This is a genomic window from Pedobacter humicola (genome assembly GCF_056490705.1).
Genome location: NZ_JBWJIG010000017.1, coordinates 81,411 through 95,557 on the forward strand (window position 1 = coordinate 81,411; position 14,147 = coordinate 95,557).

15 protein-coding genes are annotated in these 14,147 nt (G+C 42.1%); 3 read left to right on the forward strand and 12 right to left on the reverse strand.

Annotated features, from left to right (window positions below; genetic code table 11):
• Positions 1–64: 64 nt before the first annotated feature.
• On the forward strand, positions 65–991 hold the full coding sequence (locus AC04Q1_RS22060; RefSeq protein WP_478366709.1) for a LysR family transcriptional regulator: 927 nt from the start codon (positions 65–67) through the stop codon (positions 989–991).
• Between the two features lie 304 nt (positions 992–1,295).
• On the opposite strand, the gene AC04Q1_RS22065 is transcribed toward AC04Q1_RS22060, so the two are convergent.
• The 10 genes from AC04Q1_RS22065 to AC04Q1_RS22110 form a co-directional block, all read right to left on the reverse strand.
• Positions 1,296–2,501 carry an MFS transporter gene (locus AC04Q1_RS22065; protein WP_478366710.1) on the reverse strand — a complete coding sequence of 402 codons (1,206 nt, stop codon included), beginning with the start codon at positions 2,499–2,501 and terminating at the stop codon, positions 1,296–1,298.
• Between the two features lie 56 nt (positions 2,502–2,557).
• Entirely contained in the window at positions 2,558–2,917 is a 360-nt protein-coding gene (locus AC04Q1_RS22070) for a cupin domain-containing protein (RefSeq protein WP_478366711.1), read from the reverse strand.
• A gap of 20 nt (positions 2,918–2,937) precedes the next feature.
• Positions 2,938–3,573 (reverse strand): alpha/beta hydrolase, encoded by a 636-nt coding sequence (locus tag AC04Q1_RS22075; protein WP_478366712.1) that lies wholly within the window; start codon positions 3,571–3,573, stop codon positions 2,938–2,940.
• A 1-nt stretch (position 3,574) separates the two neighbouring features.
• On the reverse strand, positions 3,575–4,510 hold the full coding sequence (locus tag AC04Q1_RS22080; RefSeq protein WP_478366713.1) for a ring-cleaving dioxygenase: 936 nt from the start codon (positions 4,508–4,510) through the stop codon (positions 3,575–3,577).
• A gap of 387 nt (positions 4,511–4,897) precedes the next feature.
• On the reverse strand, positions 4,898–5,257 hold the full coding sequence (locus AC04Q1_RS22085; RefSeq protein WP_478366714.1) for a response regulator: 360 nt from the start codon (positions 5,255–5,257) through the stop codon (positions 4,898–4,900).
• Between the two features lie 216 nt (positions 5,258–5,473).
• Entirely contained in the window at positions 5,474–5,752 is a 279-nt protein-coding gene (locus AC04Q1_RS22090; RefSeq protein ID WP_478366715.1) for a UBP-type zinc finger domain-containing protein, read from the reverse strand.
• 16 nt (positions 5,753–5,768) lie between these two features.
• A complete protein-coding gene (locus AC04Q1_RS22095) occupies positions 5,769–7,430 on the reverse strand; it encodes an NAD(P)/FAD-dependent oxidoreductase (RefSeq protein ID WP_478366716.1) in 1,662 nt (553 codons plus the stop codon).
• A gap of 12 nt (positions 7,431–7,442) precedes the next feature.
• Positions 7,443–8,855: a sensor histidine kinase gene (locus tag AC04Q1_RS22100; RefSeq protein WP_478366717.1), complete on the reverse strand. Its 1,413-nt coding sequence runs from the start codon at positions 8,853–8,855 to the stop codon at positions 7,443–7,445.
• 39 nt (positions 8,856–8,894) lie between these two features.
• The gene (locus AC04Q1_RS22105) at positions 8,895–9,878 is read right to left on the reverse strand and encodes an alpha/beta hydrolase (protein WP_478366718.1); all 984 of its coding nucleotides are present in this window, start codon (positions 9,876–9,878) and stop codon (positions 8,895–8,897) included.
• A gap of 174 nt (positions 9,879–10,052) precedes the next feature.
• The gene (locus tag AC04Q1_RS22110; protein ID WP_478366719.1) at positions 10,053–10,841 is read right to left on the reverse strand and encodes an alpha/beta hydrolase; all 789 of its coding nucleotides are present in this window, start codon (positions 10,839–10,841) and stop codon (positions 10,053–10,055) included.
• A gap of 833 nt (positions 10,842–11,674) precedes the next feature.
• Here AC04Q1_RS22110 and AC04Q1_RS22115 point away from each other — a divergent pair.
• Both AC04Q1_RS22115 and AC04Q1_RS22120 read left to right on the forward strand, forming a co-directional pair.
• On the forward strand, positions 11,675–11,884 hold the full coding sequence (locus AC04Q1_RS22115; protein ID WP_478366720.1) for a hypothetical protein: 210 nt from the start codon (positions 11,675–11,677) through the stop codon (positions 11,882–11,884).
• A 145-nt stretch (positions 11,885–12,029) separates the two neighbouring features.
• Complete coding sequence (locus AC04Q1_RS22120) at positions 12,030–12,866, forward strand: transporter (RefSeq protein ID WP_478366721.1); 837 nt, start codon at positions 12,030–12,032, stop codon at positions 12,864–12,866.
• A 107-nt stretch (positions 12,867–12,973) separates the two neighbouring features.
• Here AC04Q1_RS22120 and AC04Q1_RS22125 read toward each other — a convergent pair whose 3' ends face one another.
• Both AC04Q1_RS22125 and AC04Q1_RS22130 read right to left on the reverse strand, forming a co-directional pair.
• Positions 12,974–13,405, reverse strand: coding sequence for a hypothetical protein (locus tag AC04Q1_RS22125; protein ID WP_478366722.1), 432 nt, complete (start codon positions 13,403–13,405; stop codon positions 12,974–12,976).
• 300 nt (positions 13,406–13,705) lie between these two features.
• Complete coding sequence (locus tag AC04Q1_RS22130; protein WP_478366723.1) at positions 13,706–13,960, reverse strand: hypothetical protein; 255 nt, start codon at positions 13,958–13,960, stop codon at positions 13,706–13,708.
• Positions 13,961–14,147: the final 187 nt, after the last annotated feature.

The following is a 14,147-nucleotide window of genomic DNA, read 5'->3' on the forward strand; positions in this document are numbered from 1 at the left end:
TTTTGGTATGATAGTGCAACAAGTTGTAACAAATGATTAATAAAAAACCTTAAACCACCAAACAATGATTAATCTAGAATGGTTCAGAACCTTTAAAGTAATTTATGAAGCCGGGACACTTTCGGCTGCAGCAAAGGACCTGTTTATTTCCCAACCAGGTGTAAGCCTGCACTTGAGCTCGCTTGAGTCTTTTGCCGGTCATCGGCTTTTTGACCGGGATACCCGGAAAATGGTAGCTACAGAAAGAGGGACAATGCTGTATAACTTTATAATCGACCACATGAATAAGCTTGAAGAAGCGGAACATATCTTCCGTAGAAAGTCAAAGGCTGAAAAACCAACTGTTAGTGTGGCTATGTCGATGGAAATCTTTCAGCACGTACTGGAGTCCAATATCACGGATTTGCCTTTCAACCTGGTTACCAGGTTTGGTGATTGTCCGCAGATGCTTCAGGATTTGAATAACGGTACTTTAGATCTGATTCTTACTACACTAAAGGGTACGCAGCATAACCTGGAATATAAGCCATTCAATACGGAAAGGATTATATTGATCTGTGGCAACCAGACCGATACCGGCGAGTTTGCAGAGCTCCTCTCTCAAGATAACCGGCCGGCTCTTAGAGATTGGCTGAACGATCAGATCTGGTATACAACTGCGTATGATATGGAATATCTTAAAAATTTCTGGTCAGCAAGTTTCGGCGCCTTACCGAGTTTCAGACCAAAATATGTGGTGCCCTCTTTCGCGTCAATTTTAAGGTGTATGTCCAATAACAAGGGTTTTGCCGTTGTACCCGATTTCCTGTGTGGTAAAGAACTTGCAGAAAAAGGTATTAAACTGGCATGGGAGGGAAGTCCGCCAGTAGAAAATACGCTTTATTTTGCCAAGCGCAAAAATACTGCTTATCCGGACGAGATTAAATACCTTGAAGATATTTTAAACAAAAATTGGCCTGTTGGCATGGAGAAGTTATCATTGGTGGATTAGTGGATGCTGATATATTCCACAATGGATATATCCATGGCTGGTTTTCACTGCTGGGAAAGGGCATTTCTGTATATTAACCTCGTTAGGCAACATGGTTATAACTTTTTTGCATTCGGTTCGAAGCTGTTGAACAGGATTTTTAGTTTAACAGTTGCCACAGGATTTAATATAAATGACCGTATATTTTATAAAAACAACTCGTGTTTCGGAGGGCTTAGTGTGTGATCGGATAAAAATACTAGCGATATGGGGCTTCTTTCCAAATCAGGAATATATATCATACGGATACCCCATAAATCTTTGATTATTTTCCATTAATAAAAACCGAATTTGCTGGGATACCATTTTGCTTCCAAACTCGGATTGAGATGCAGGCTAGAGCTGCTACAGTTGAAATCAAAAACAATAACCCGGTGGATAGGTTGATGCTTAGCAATGCGAACATCACCAATGGGCCAATGCCGTAGCCCCCAAAAAGAAATCCCGTCCCATGAGCAGCGGGTGACAAAAGCGTTTGTCGTCCCTGAGGAAGCTTAACAAGGCCCATAAATAATGGTTGACTACAACCGAACCCAATCGAAATAACAGCCAGCAGGCATTCGGCCAGCCCGAGCGGCAAATTCCCCCACAGTAGTAAAAGCCCTAAGATGGTTAGTCCCATAGTGGCGTATAAAAAGGTTATCATTTTCTTATCCATCTGTAAATGGTGGAATAGAAAAGATAATGCAAAACCTGGAAAACCAAAAATAAACAGTTCGGTTGCAATCTCCGATTCATTCAGGAGATATTGAACTGTGAAATAATGGCTGATCCAAACAAAAACCCCGGAGTGAAACAGACCTGTCAAAAAAGAAAAGCTATATATAAATCCGGCATTGCGCTCTAAGGACTTAACATCTCCGGAATTTTCGATGGGCATCCCTGAGGGAATAAATTTTTCTACCCTCTTTAGCAGACAGAAAATCAAAAATAAAGTACACAGTACGCTTAAACACAGATAAAGCATTCGCCAGCCAAATACACCATTTAGCCAGCCTCCAATACTGGGGGAAAATGTCATGCCTGTGGCAAGTGCAAAAACAACCGGTACGATACGCTCTAACGATTTTGGCTTTTTGGTATGGCAAACCATGTGGAGAATCGTCATCGGCAATAATGCACCTGTCCCAAAGCCGATCAGCGCCCTTGTTATGAGGAAAAAAAATGCGGTCTCGCTGATACTTAACAGATAACTTCCTAGTGCCATAGAACCGAGTGAGAGTAACAAAAACCCACGAAGTGGCAGATGGATTTTTAAATAGGCCGTAGCTGTGGCAGCGATAGAAAATGCTATCGCAAACACAGGAATGCCAAGCGCAGGCAGTGGTGAGGCAAAGTCTCTCGCTAAGCTTGGCGAAAGAGGCGCAATTAAGTAAGCCTGGAACATCACAAGCATGCAAGCAAATAAAGTAGTATATTCATAAGTTAAGGATAAAAATCCTTTGTGGGGGCGCTTTATCTGCTGAATCATCGGTTTGGAATTATTGTAGACTATAGATTAATGGTATACCAGATTACCGGTTGTTATCATTTAAGGATTATAAATAGCGAGTTCCTGGTTTTGTACTCAAGGTTTTGGCTTCGGTGGCCTTTACCGCTGGTATCCTCCATAAGCAGGATCTCGCCCGGCTGAAACTGTCTTTTCTCACCCAGTGAGGTTTCGATTTCCACACCACGATCGAGCAGCACGACAAATTGCCTTTCTGGGGCTTGATGATAATCATTATAATCGGCTCTAACTGTTCTAAAGATCATTTCTTTGACTTGAAACCGATCGGAAAGAAAACCGATGGGCCCAGCATCCAAAAGCGGATATTCAACCTCCTGAAAGTTGCTCTCGCCCTCCGCATCTGTATAAACGCGTGTGACTTTGAAGGTCTTTGTCATTTTATAAGCTAATTAATCGTTCAAACCTGATTGTAACTGAATATCCAGTCATTGGCGATGGTAATTTCATTAGCAAGGATAGTGTGGGGCTTATCCTTATAAATTTCCAGTCTGACATTTGCCTGCAAAAGTTCCAGTTGTGCTACAGTCTCTTTAACTCTTTTTACTGGTACATGCGGATCCATATTTCCTGTGGTGATCAATACCCGAGTTCCTAAAAAATCACCTTCGTAATTATCATTTACCAAAACTTCTCCAATTAGACCACCTGTAAAAGCTATTGCACCTCCGTACTTGCCTGCATTTCTGCTGATATACTCCAGCATTAGGCATGCACCCTGTGAAAATCCAAGAAAGAAAATTCTCTCCCGGACTATACCATAATTTAATGCATGCGTGACGAGATCACCAACAATTCCCAGTGAAAGATTTACTGAAGGCTGATTTGTAGCAATAGGTGCCATAAAACTGTGCGGGTACCAGCTATTTTGCAACGCTTGTGGAGCAAATATAGCCATTCCCTCAATTTGTAACTCATCAGAAAGATCCATTATATCCGATGCAGTGCCGCCTCTTCCGTGAAGCATGATGAGTACACCGGTAGCTGATTCAATTGGATGTCCAGCGGTCAAATAGTGGCTTTGTATTGCGTCCATCTTATGTGAGTTTAGGTAGTGTGATTTCAAGGGTTTCACGCAACTGTTCATACTGCTCGGGCAACATCAGCTTTTCACCCAGGGTCTCTATCGGTTCATCGACCATAAAGCCGGGATTCTCAGTAGCCAGCTCAAATAAAACCCCTCCCGGTTCGCGGAAATATATTGAATAGAAATAGTTTCTGTCAATCTTTTCAGTGACATGTAGACCAAGACCAATAATCGTATCCCGGAACTGCATTAAAATATTTTCATCCTTCACTCTGAAAGCGACGTGATGTACCGATCCCATAGATACGTGGCCCGGAATCTCAGATTTCGAAACCAAAATATCAACAATTGCTGCATTTGTAACCGAGTTGGTGATAAAACGGAAAAGATTATCTTTTTGCTCCACTAATTGATAGGCAAATACTTTGGTTAATATATCCGCTGTTGGCGCTAAGTCGTTTAGTGTTAGAGTTATATTGTAAAATCCTTTCAGTGCATTGTTTCCGGATACTTCTTTAGATGTCCAAGGTTGACGTATATCTTCCTTTGATGAGCCAATCAGCTCCAAACGAAGCCCGTCGGGGTCGAAAACAGTTAAATATTGTTCATTGAACTTTTCAGCAACATCAAGATAGTTTACGCCGTTATTATCAAAGCGTTGCTTCCAGAAATCAAAACCAGACTCATCTATGGAATATCCTATCGCTGTAGCCTGACGTGTTCCGGGTCGTCCCGCTGGGATTCCCTCATTCGGAAAAAATGTTAAAATGGTGCCAGGTGTACCCATCTTATCTCCATAATACAGGTGGTAAGTTTCGGGATCATCGAAATTCACAGTTTTTTTAATAAGCCGAAGTCCGAGGATTCGGGTATAAAAGTCATAGTTTCTTTTGGCATCACCTGCAATCGCAGTAATATGATGAATACCTTTAATCGTGTTATCCATATTTTTATTTTATTAGAATGCGTAATTCAATCCTTTCTGCATTGAGGACCTCTATCTATTGATCGTTCAGCTTCCCTGAGAACATTTCTGTGGCTGATTCCGGCAGGTCCTTTAGACTTTCTTGAACAAATTCTCGTCAGATTACCTTAAATTGAATTCATCACCAACATGATTTATTTTGAATAAAGTTCATTTGAAATTTTAAAAATGGAAAATCATACGACTTATACCTGTTATCATTATTTTGATAGTCATCTTGATTGTTCTGGCACGAATGTTCCTAATACCGGAGTTCATTTTGGGTTGGATCGGCAAGTTGAGAACCAAGAGGGTTATTTCCGTATCAACAGTATCGAACATGGTGATCCTAATCTGACTGGTTTTTGGTTAGGTCTTTCCAATATGCCTTTCTACAAGGTTATAAAATGAAGCAAGGTCGAACGGCTTCCCGATATTCCCGTCAAATAACCAGAAATTCTTTTTTTTGAGAATGCTTTCATCGCAACTCATCGCAATGATAGGGAGGTTAGGATATAGAGATTTCATTCGACCGCACCACTCTATAGACTTATCGGAAGGTAAACTAAGGTTAATGAGGATTAGTGAAGGTACTATATTCTGAATTAGTTTAATCAGTTCCAGTTCGTGCCCCGAGTAACCGATAGCTTCATATTTTTCCATCTCCAGCGCATGACAAAGAACTTCCAACAGATTTAGGTTCGGGTCTATGATTAATATAGTTTTCATCACGTAGTCTATACTTTGGTAACACTGCCATATATGATACACTAAAAATTGGTGTTTAAGAATATGAATTAAGCATTGGAATAGCTTTTAGCATTTCTTATCACACATTTTAGGGATGTAAAAATGATGATGTTGGAAAAGCAGCCAGGTCAGTGTGGCTTTACGGTTATTTGTTATTGAGCATAGATAGAGACCGATGTGGGTTTACCCGATACATCAGTCGAAGTTTACGCCCTGCTGATCTTTATAACACCACATCCAATTCTCTCCTGGCTCGGCAGAACTGGCTACCAGATGGGACATTGACAAAGCATGTATACGCATATGCTTATGTTCTGATGAATCGCAACACAGCGTCGCTCCACAACTTTGGCAAACCCTCAGATGAACCCATTTGCCTCCGATTTTGACGCATTCTTCACATTCATGTTTCCCACTGGTCATGATTTTGTTAATTTCCCTGATATGTATGCATAGAATCTTCTTTTCTGACATCGTTTAAAGTTTTGTGTTAGTGTTCCGCTAAATATTTGTGGACAAAGGAAATTGCCATCGACCCTTCGCCTACTGCCGAAGCAATTCTGTTCATTGCCCCGGAGCGTACGTCGCCAGCTGCAAAAATACCCGGAATACTGGTCTCAAGTAAGTAAGGATCTCTTTTAAGCTTCCAGAATTGCCCAAACCTGCTGTCGTACCTTAGATTTTGCCCCGTTCTAATAAAGCCATTAACATCCCGTTCGATAGCCTCTCCAAGCCAGTCCGTGAATGGCTTAGCCCCTATAAAAATATACAATGCAGCTGCCTTGTATTTTTCAAGGCTCTTGCTTTTAATATTTTCGATTAACAAATCTTCCAGGTGGCTTCCGCCTGAAGCTTCCCTTATTTTGCAGTTTGTCAAAACCTCGATGTTGGGCAAGCTTTCGATCTGCTTGATTAGGTAGGAGGACATCGTATTCGATAAGCTTTCCCGTCTGATGAGAATATGTACTTTTTTAGCAAATTTAGAAAGGTAAACTGCAGACTGGCCCGCAGAATTGCCTCCTCCGACAATATAAACATGTTGCCCCCTGCAGGAAGCCGCTTCGCTTACAGCTGCTCCATAATAAATTCCGGCGCCTGTAAAATCGCTGATGCCCTTGATCTCTAGTTTTTTATAGTCGACTCCCGTAGTTATAATTACTGCCCGGCATTTGATTGAGCTTTGATCGTGGAGCGTAATTGTTTTATAGTTATCTGTTTCGCTGATGGATAACACTTCTTTTGGAGAAAGTATTTCTGCACCAAGTCTTATGGCCTGGCTAATCGCCCTTCGGGATAGATCAGCACCTGTTAGCCCGGAAGGGAAACCCAAGTAATTTTCTATCCTGGAACTCGTTCCTGCCTGTCCACCCGGAGCTTTGCGCTCTATTATAAGGGTTTTAAGACCTTCGGAAGCGCCATAAACTGCAGATGCAAGTCCCGCAGGACCTCCGCCGATAATTACAACATCATACATCTCAGTCGTTACTCCGGCACCTGCCCCGATTACCAACGCCAGAGCAGAAACATCTGGCTGGATAAAAACTTCTCCATCTTCTGTTATAACCACAGGTAAATTCTCCAAACTTAACTCGTTAAGTTGAAGCAGCAGATTTGCTTCCGGATCTTTCTCTACATCCAGCCATTGGTATGGAATCAAATTGCCTGCCAGATAATCCTTAAGTTTGTGCGAAAATGGCGAGTATTGGAAACCAATTAACTTGAGTCCCGTGAATTCAGGGCGGTAATTAGCCTGCCAGTCGGATAGGAGGTCATCCAGCACGGGATATAAGCGTTCCCCGGCCGGATTCCACGGTTTCATGAGGTAATAATCCAGCTGAATATGGTTGATCGCCTCAATGGCAGCTTGGGTATCGCTGTATGCAGTCAGAAGTACCCGTTTCGCATCGGGAAAAATGGCCATAGCTTTTTTCAAAAATTCTACTCCCTGCATCTCGGGCATACGCTGATCGCTGATAAAAATAGCAATTGCTTTTGACTGATTCCTCAATTCGGCAATAGTTTCTAAAGCTTGGTGCGGGGAGCTGTTGCTGATGATCTTATATTTTTTTTCATACTGGGACTTTAAATCCCGTGTGATTGAATGGAGTACCTGGGGGTCATCATCAATCAAAAAAATTAAAGGTTTTTCCATTTTATTTATGGTTTAATTGCCTGTTTGTTGAGTGTTGATTGGGATGCAAACTGTAAAGACCGTATTGCGGGGAACTGAATATACCTTAACTGATCCGCCCTGCCTAAGTATAATCCTTCTGACATTTTCTAGGCCCATGCCTGTGCCTGATCCTATAGGTTTGGTTGTAAAAAAGGGATCAAATATGTTGTTTATGATATCTTCTGGAATTCCCGGTCCATCATCGGTAAAGCTAACCTTGATGTTATTACCCGCAAGTTCGGTCACAATCGTAAGTGATCCCTCTTGGTTTTCAAGCATGCTGTCAATTGCATTGTCGATAAGATTGGTCCAGACCTGATTAAGTTCTCCGGTATGCGCGTTTACCGGTGGAACTTCTTCACCATAGCGCTTGTTAACGCGAATTTTTCCAACTCGGATTTTATGTCCGAGCATACGGATGGTGTTATCAATTCCCTCATGGATATTAGAATACGACCACTCCTGGCCACGGTCCATGTGCGTGTATATTTTGACAGATCGGACCAAATCTGCTATTCGCGATGAAGCCACTTCAATGTTACGGGCAATTTTTTCGGTAACAAGGGTGTTGGTCAGGTGTTTAAATGTGGCTGCCAATGTTTTTGGCGGAAGACTCCGTTTGAAAAATTCAAGCGGGCCATTTTGGATATTGAAATCTGCAAAGACTTCGATCATTTCTTCAGTGTAGCTGATGGAATTACTCTCCATCCATTTAATGATGGAATTTTCCTTTTGGTTTTGCTCTTTGTAGGATAGTTCTTTTTCCTGATGCCCCGAGATTATTTCTACAAGCCGGTTATCTATGTCTTCTCTTTTGGTATTTTCCAAACATTCCATTGCGAAGGAACTAATGAATGAGAGATCCGCTCGAAGATGTTTTTTGAGGGCTGTAGCATCACTGATGAGCGCTGAGGCCGGATTATTCAATTCATGGGCTAACCCCGCTGCAAATTTTCCGAGCGAAGCCATCTTGTCATTTTGTTGCTGAAGCGTGGTATAACTTCTGACCCGGGTATTCATGATATGTACCAATGACTGGGTAAGCTCAAAATGTAAACTGATCATTTCACGTACCATTGAGGTTTCAAAGGACAACACTTCGACCTGGTCGATGGCAAGTGCATTTAATGGTGCGATATCGCTTCTTGAGTAGGGAAGATATCCGAAGATATCGCCTGTTTCCAATGTCAAAAGATCCTGCTTCTCGTTTCCACGATATAAAAACATTAAAATATTTCCCTTTATTAAAAAATGTGGCCCGTCTATTTTTTTCCCCTGTATACCCACAAAGGCTCCCCCTTCAAATTTTCTGATCTTGCTGTGCTTGATCAGCCAATTTAACTGGTCATGGGGAACTGTTGAAAGACTTTCAAAATTCAATAACTGCTGAAGAAGGGTTAGCATTGTCTGTTCATCTATGTAAAAAACTTGGTCTGGTTACACTTAAGTCCACAGATATTTATGTAACTCAGCGGATGCATGCGCAATTTGCGACTTCACCTGCGCCAGCTTTGCCAAAGGATTAAGCAAGCCAAAATCATGGATCATTCCATTATAGCGTATGGTGGTTACATCAACTCCAGCCTGATCCAGTTTTCGGCCAAATTTCTCTCCCTGATCCCTCAAAATATCAGCTTCTGCCACCTGAATCAATGTTGGGGGAAGCTTTTTAAGTAGCTTGCGGTCTGCAAGAACAGGAGAGATGTAGATACTGCGAAGCGACTGCTCATCGGTGGTATAGTTGTCGAACATCCACTTCATTTTCTGTGAAGTCAAAAACCTATCCCTGCCGTATTTTTCATAAGATTTCCAATCTGTGGTATAGCCTGTTACCGGCCACATTAGTATTTGTAGTTTGATCTCTGGCCCGTTGTTTTCAATTCCCCGGATAGCGCTTGCGATTGCCATGTTCGCCCCGGCGCTGTTGCCTACCAGTGCTATCCGTGTAGCATCGAGACTGTAATCATCAGCATTTTTTGATAACCAATCCAGTGTTGCAGAAATTTCATCCAGTGCCCGTGGATATTTTGCTTCAGGTGATAAACTGTAATTTATAAAAATCCCTGCTGTGCCTGACTGCACAACCAAATCTCTCATCAACCGTCTATGGCTCGGATAGTCACCTAAAATCCAGCCACCACCATGAATGAAAATGAAAAAGGGTAAAGATCCTTTGCTGTTCTCGGGTTTTAAAATATTTAATTTTATCTTATGTCCACCTGAATCAATGTTTAGTTCGGATTCCTCGATTCCAGAATAGTCGACTTCGCTCGAAGCCTGAAGATCCGCGAAAGCTTTTCTAGCATCAGTAACCGACAAATTTGCTGCGGTCGTTTCTAAGGCATTGAACCTTGCAAGGAATTTTTTTGTTTTTTTTGAAAGTGCTTTATCCTTCTCAACCGGGTATTTTTTTTCAATTTCTTCCATTGTGTTTAAGTTTTAATTTTCATTGCAGAAAAACAGCCTTGAAACGCCTGTAGCAAAGTTGGTTAAGGAGATTATGTACATAAAATATGCTCTGCAGAACAGACTGTTATGCAGAGCATATTTTAATTTTACTGAAAATCAATATTTTCCACCTCTATTGTAATTAAATTCCTGTTAATTGACAGCTGTCGCCGCATATACAATAACTTTAGCAACCTGTTCAGGCTGCGAAATGAATACCGCATGACTTCCCTTTACCTCTGTAACTTTAGTGTTCGAGCGTTTGTACATCGCTCTTTGAATTGAGGGAACAAGTGTCTTATCTTCAGTAGAAACTACGGCATAACTTGGTTTTGTTTTCCATGCCGCAATGGTAAGTGGAGTTACAAACCCCTTCACATTGAAGGCGCCCTGTGAGGCTGCCATAAATTCAGCCTGCGCTTTTGGAATATCCGCTCCGAAACCGGCGTGAAATTTTGCAAGATCATAATAAACCATTCCTTTTTCATCTGGATTAAGTATTCCGCCTTCAGGAGCTGGTGGAGCGGTCATTACCCACTGCAACACAGTTTCGCCCTTATCTGGTTGAAAGGCTGCGACGTAAACCAATGCGGCAACTTTAGGGTGGTCACCCGCTTGGGTAATTACGGCGCCGCCATAAGAATGGCCTACCAAAATCGTTGGACCATCTTGCTTATCCAATGCAAGTTTAGTAGTCGTCACATCGTCTTCGAGTGAAGTCATTGGATTTTGAACTACTGTTACCTTATAACCCTTTTTAGTCAGTATAGAGTAGACGGCACTCCATCCCGAACCGTCGGCAAAAGCTCCATGTACCAATACAATATTTTTGACTTTTGGTGCCTGTGCGGATACTTTCTGCGGCGTTACGATCACTGCAAGTAATAACAAGGCCAAAGTTCCTACCCTGGCCGGTTTTTGGATTGATAATTTTGTTTTCATATTTTTTAAAATAATGGTTTAAGAGACGCCCCTCGGGACAATGGATTCCGGACACACTGTTTTTCAGTATATCCTGTACAAAGTTGGCGGTTTTTGAAGTCCTGCAAAATCATTTAAATTTTAGCAGTTATTAAAAATATGATGCTATTATTAAGTATCGGGAAATCAGTCAGTACACTTGCGAGTAATGATTGTCTCTAGAAATGTTGCCACTGGTGGTCAGGGATGGTGGGATAACACCTGGCAAAGATGGGCAGGCGGGCATAACATTTTCATGGTGCCCCTAAGGGTTTTGCAATCGGCAAATCTTAACGACATACATGGAAACTTCGCGGGGATATTTCGTTTCAAGCTAACCAAATATTGCTTTAAGGATCCGGATATTGCGCTCAAAAGCCCTGGGGAATCTATGACCTGTTTCTAGAATTCTCAAATTATGATCTGTAGGGGCAGACAGTCCTGAAAACATCTGCAAATGGGCTGTACCGGGGTACGCAGGTATGCAGATGACTGGGGTGGGAAAACATATACAATGAACGGCATTATGCACTCATACCAAGGGGCCAGGAGCGGAAATTAAAGCGAGGGCAACTGCTGTTGTCAATGAATTCTGATAGAAGGCAGCGTCCGGTCCTCCGTGTAAGCAACGCAAACTGTAATGGAAAAAATTGTCTGGCTAATGCCAGGCGTTATGGTTCACATATGGAATCAAGCCAGCGGCGGGTATCTGCCGTAGTGAGCATGTTTACCACATTAAAGATATTTGGAGCCTTCCTGTCTATTTATAAAACTTTCACCCGCATTATACTGTTGAACAGAAAATCAAGAATATTATGGAAAATTTTAACATTAACGTTAACAATCAGGAATTCGGGGTAGAACCTCAGGAAAATGGCACTTACCGCATTATGAATGGTGAGGAGAAGGTTGGGGTTATTTATGCGGAACCTTCTGATGAGGGGACTGAGTGGCGTACATTGGATGATCTTGAGGATACCTTTGTTTCAGCGGCGGGAAAGCTGATCAGCGAGTATAACCAATAAAATAATAGGTGGTTTTCCCGGTCTTTCCCTCTGGGATATGTAATATTTTTAAAAAACTGCAACACCCAATATTTTTGAAGTAAATCCTGTTTTTATGTTCTGTCCGATCATCTGCTATTTTTTTGGTTGGCGTAAACTTAATTTAATGAAGAAAATATATTTTTTCACTCTTGCTGCTAGCCTAATTACTTTGGCCGTACAGGCCCAGGAAAACAGGACGGCTTCCTATAGTCTTTTTAACCCGGTTCCGCGGGCAGCCCTGCGGGATATGGAAACAGACAGGCCGGATATGACAGAATCTCCGATTACCATTGATGCTGGTCACTTTCAGTATGAAAGCGACCTTTTCCGCTTGCAGCGGGAAGCAAATGAGGGTTCGGTAAAGAATACATATCTATTTAACCAGGCAAACCTCAAGGTTGGTCTTACCGGATCTACCGCATTACAGCTTGTTGTGCAAAGTTATGCAAGCTCAAAAGAAATATCCACCGGAGATGGATCGGTTGAACGCTCACGTGGATTCGGAGATTTAACATTGCGCATCAAACAAAATCTGATCGGAAATGATAAGGGCAATTTCGCCATTGCACTATTGCCTTATGTAAAGTTTCCAACTTCAAGGGTTGAAGAACAGGAGCGTTATGAGGGCGGGCTAATTCTGCCGATGTCGCTGAAACTTCCGGGTGATTGGAAATTGGGCATGCAGCTTGAAGCTGACCGCTTGCAGGACAGTGAGGGAGGAGCAATGCATACCCAGCTATTGGAAACACTGACCCTCGCCCATAAGTTATGTAACCATCTTGACGGCATTGCCGAAACATATTATACCTATGATACCAAAATACATCACTGGAACAACTATTTGAATGCCGCGTTACAGTTAGAACTCGCAAAGGATTTTAAAGTGGACGGGGGGCTAAACTATGGTCTGCAGCATGATGCTATGAAAAGTTATTTTGTGGGCCTATCCTTTAGGCTGTAAAAGGCTCCCCCAGTGCAGAGTCCTGGAATTTTTATTTGTATTTGATTTCTGGCACCTAATTCCCTTCGATGGGAAATCCTGTAGTACCTATCATATGATTATTTACACTACTTGAGTGATTTCAGTATCGCCCCGGTAACGATTGCTCCAGAAAGGTAGTAGGCGATGGTCAACGCACTCACCCTGGTGTTTCTGGCAGTGGGTGCCTGATTCAAGCCCATAGGCTTGGGCAGTTTTACCGCACCGATGCCGGCGGCAAGGCCAAGGATCACCGCTTTTGGCCAGATCAGGCCGTTTCTTCCCCCGATCAAACTATAGTATATGGCGTTTCCTGCCAAATCCCCCGCCAGTGTGGTCAAGTAAAGGTCTGTTTTGTCTTCGATTGATGTGCCCAGATAACCGATGGATTTCTGCACTGCTTCTTCTCCCAAAAGGTCGATACGCGGCATATCTTTACCCTTGTTTTTAAGTGATTCATGAAGGAGGTTCAATACCACTGCGCCCCCTAGGCCGGCGATAAGGTTTATGATTTTTCCCATTTTATTTTTTTTGATAAAGTGATCTTGCCATTTCCGGATATTTTTAATTTGGCATGGCTACCGGGTTAAAGACAAATCCTAGGCGGGAATAGTTTTAAGGTGCCTGTCTAATAATATTCCCCTCGGTTGTGGTTTTGTCCACGAGCGGATTAAAACCTTACCTGGCAAGGATGAAAACGATAACAATTCTTGCGGCCATGGTCTGAGGTTTTTTGATTAAGCATGTTATGAGCGGCGGGATCTGTATAACTATCTCATACAGGACCGGCTTGGGCTAGTGGTCGATATCCGACCGTTGCGTTAATTATTTCCGGATATCATAATTGGCGCCGTGGGTACAATACTTCGATTAATAATTCTTACCACATGCCAGTGTAGGTTTCCGGTCAGATCTGCTTGACCGAATATCCTCACCTGTAATTTTAGACCATTAAATTTTGTGGAAATTTCAATGAAATCATTTTCGATTTCCAGATCGGACAGGGCCGTTTTGAATCGCTTTAGTATGGCTTTATTCAAAAGCTGGGCATCTTTAGAAAAGTAGAGGGTATTCATTTACAATGATAGCTAAAATAGTAGTCATAATAAGACAATACCACGTTGCTTTGACCTTTGGTCAACAATATATTCAGTATTACTGATTTTCCCGTGAAGAATACCTATTGGATGGGTATGAACTGATGATTTTTAATGATTAGTCTTGAAGCAATACTTGTGCGTATTAAAAAAGAGAAGCCGTATC

Coding starts and splice junctions, on each gene's coding strand:
- AC04Q1_RS22060 (WP_478366709.1), top strand. CDS start 65: ATGATTAATCTAGAATGGTTCAGAACCTTTAAAGTAATTTATGAAGCC.
- AC04Q1_RS22065 (WP_478366710.1), bottom strand. CDS start 2,501: ATGATTCAGCAGATAAAGCGCCCCCACAAAGGATTTTTATCCTTAACT.
- AC04Q1_RS22070 (WP_478366711.1), bottom strand. CDS start 2,917: ATGACAAAGACCTTCAAAGTCACACGCGTTTATACAGATGCGGAGGGC.
- AC04Q1_RS22075 (WP_478366712.1), bottom strand. CDS start 3,573: ATGGACGCAATACAAAGCCACTATTTGACCGCTGGACATCCAATTGAA.
- AC04Q1_RS22080 (WP_478366713.1), bottom strand. CDS start 4,510: ATGGATAACACGATTAAAGGTATTCATCATATTACTGCGATTGCAGGT.
- AC04Q1_RS22085 (WP_478366714.1), bottom strand. CDS start 5,257: ATGAAAACTATATTAATCATAGACCCGAACCTAAATCTGTTGGAAGTT.
- AC04Q1_RS22090 (WP_478366715.1), bottom strand. CDS start 5,752: ATGTCAGAAAAGAAGATTCTATGCATACATATCAGGGAAATTAACAAA.
- AC04Q1_RS22095 (WP_478366716.1), bottom strand. CDS start 7,430: ATGGAAAAACCTTTAATTTTTTTGATTGATGATGACCCCCAGGTACTC.
- AC04Q1_RS22100 (WP_478366717.1), bottom strand. CDS start 8,855: ATGCTAACCCTTCTTCAGCAGTTATTGAATTTTGAAAGTCTTTCAACA.
- AC04Q1_RS22105 (WP_478366718.1), bottom strand. CDS start 9,878: ATGGAAGAAATTGAAAAAAAATACCCGGTTGAGAAGGATAAAGCACTT.
- AC04Q1_RS22110 (WP_478366719.1), bottom strand. CDS start 10,841: ATGAAAACAAAATTATCAATCCAAAAACCGGCCAGGGTAGGAACTTTG.
- AC04Q1_RS22115 (WP_478366720.1), top strand. CDS start 11,675: ATGGAAAATTTTAACATTAACGTTAACAATCAGGAATTCGGGGTAGAA.
- AC04Q1_RS22120 (WP_478366721.1), top strand. CDS start 12,030: ATGAAGAAAATATATTTTTTCACTCTTGCTGCTAGCCTAATTACTTTG.
- AC04Q1_RS22125 (WP_478366722.1), bottom strand. CDS start 13,405: ATGGGAAAAATCATAAACCTTATCGCCGGCCTAGGGGGCGCAGTGGTA.
- AC04Q1_RS22130 (WP_478366723.1), bottom strand. CDS start 13,960: ATGAATACCCTCTACTTTTCTAAAGATGCCCAGCTTTTGAATAAAGCC.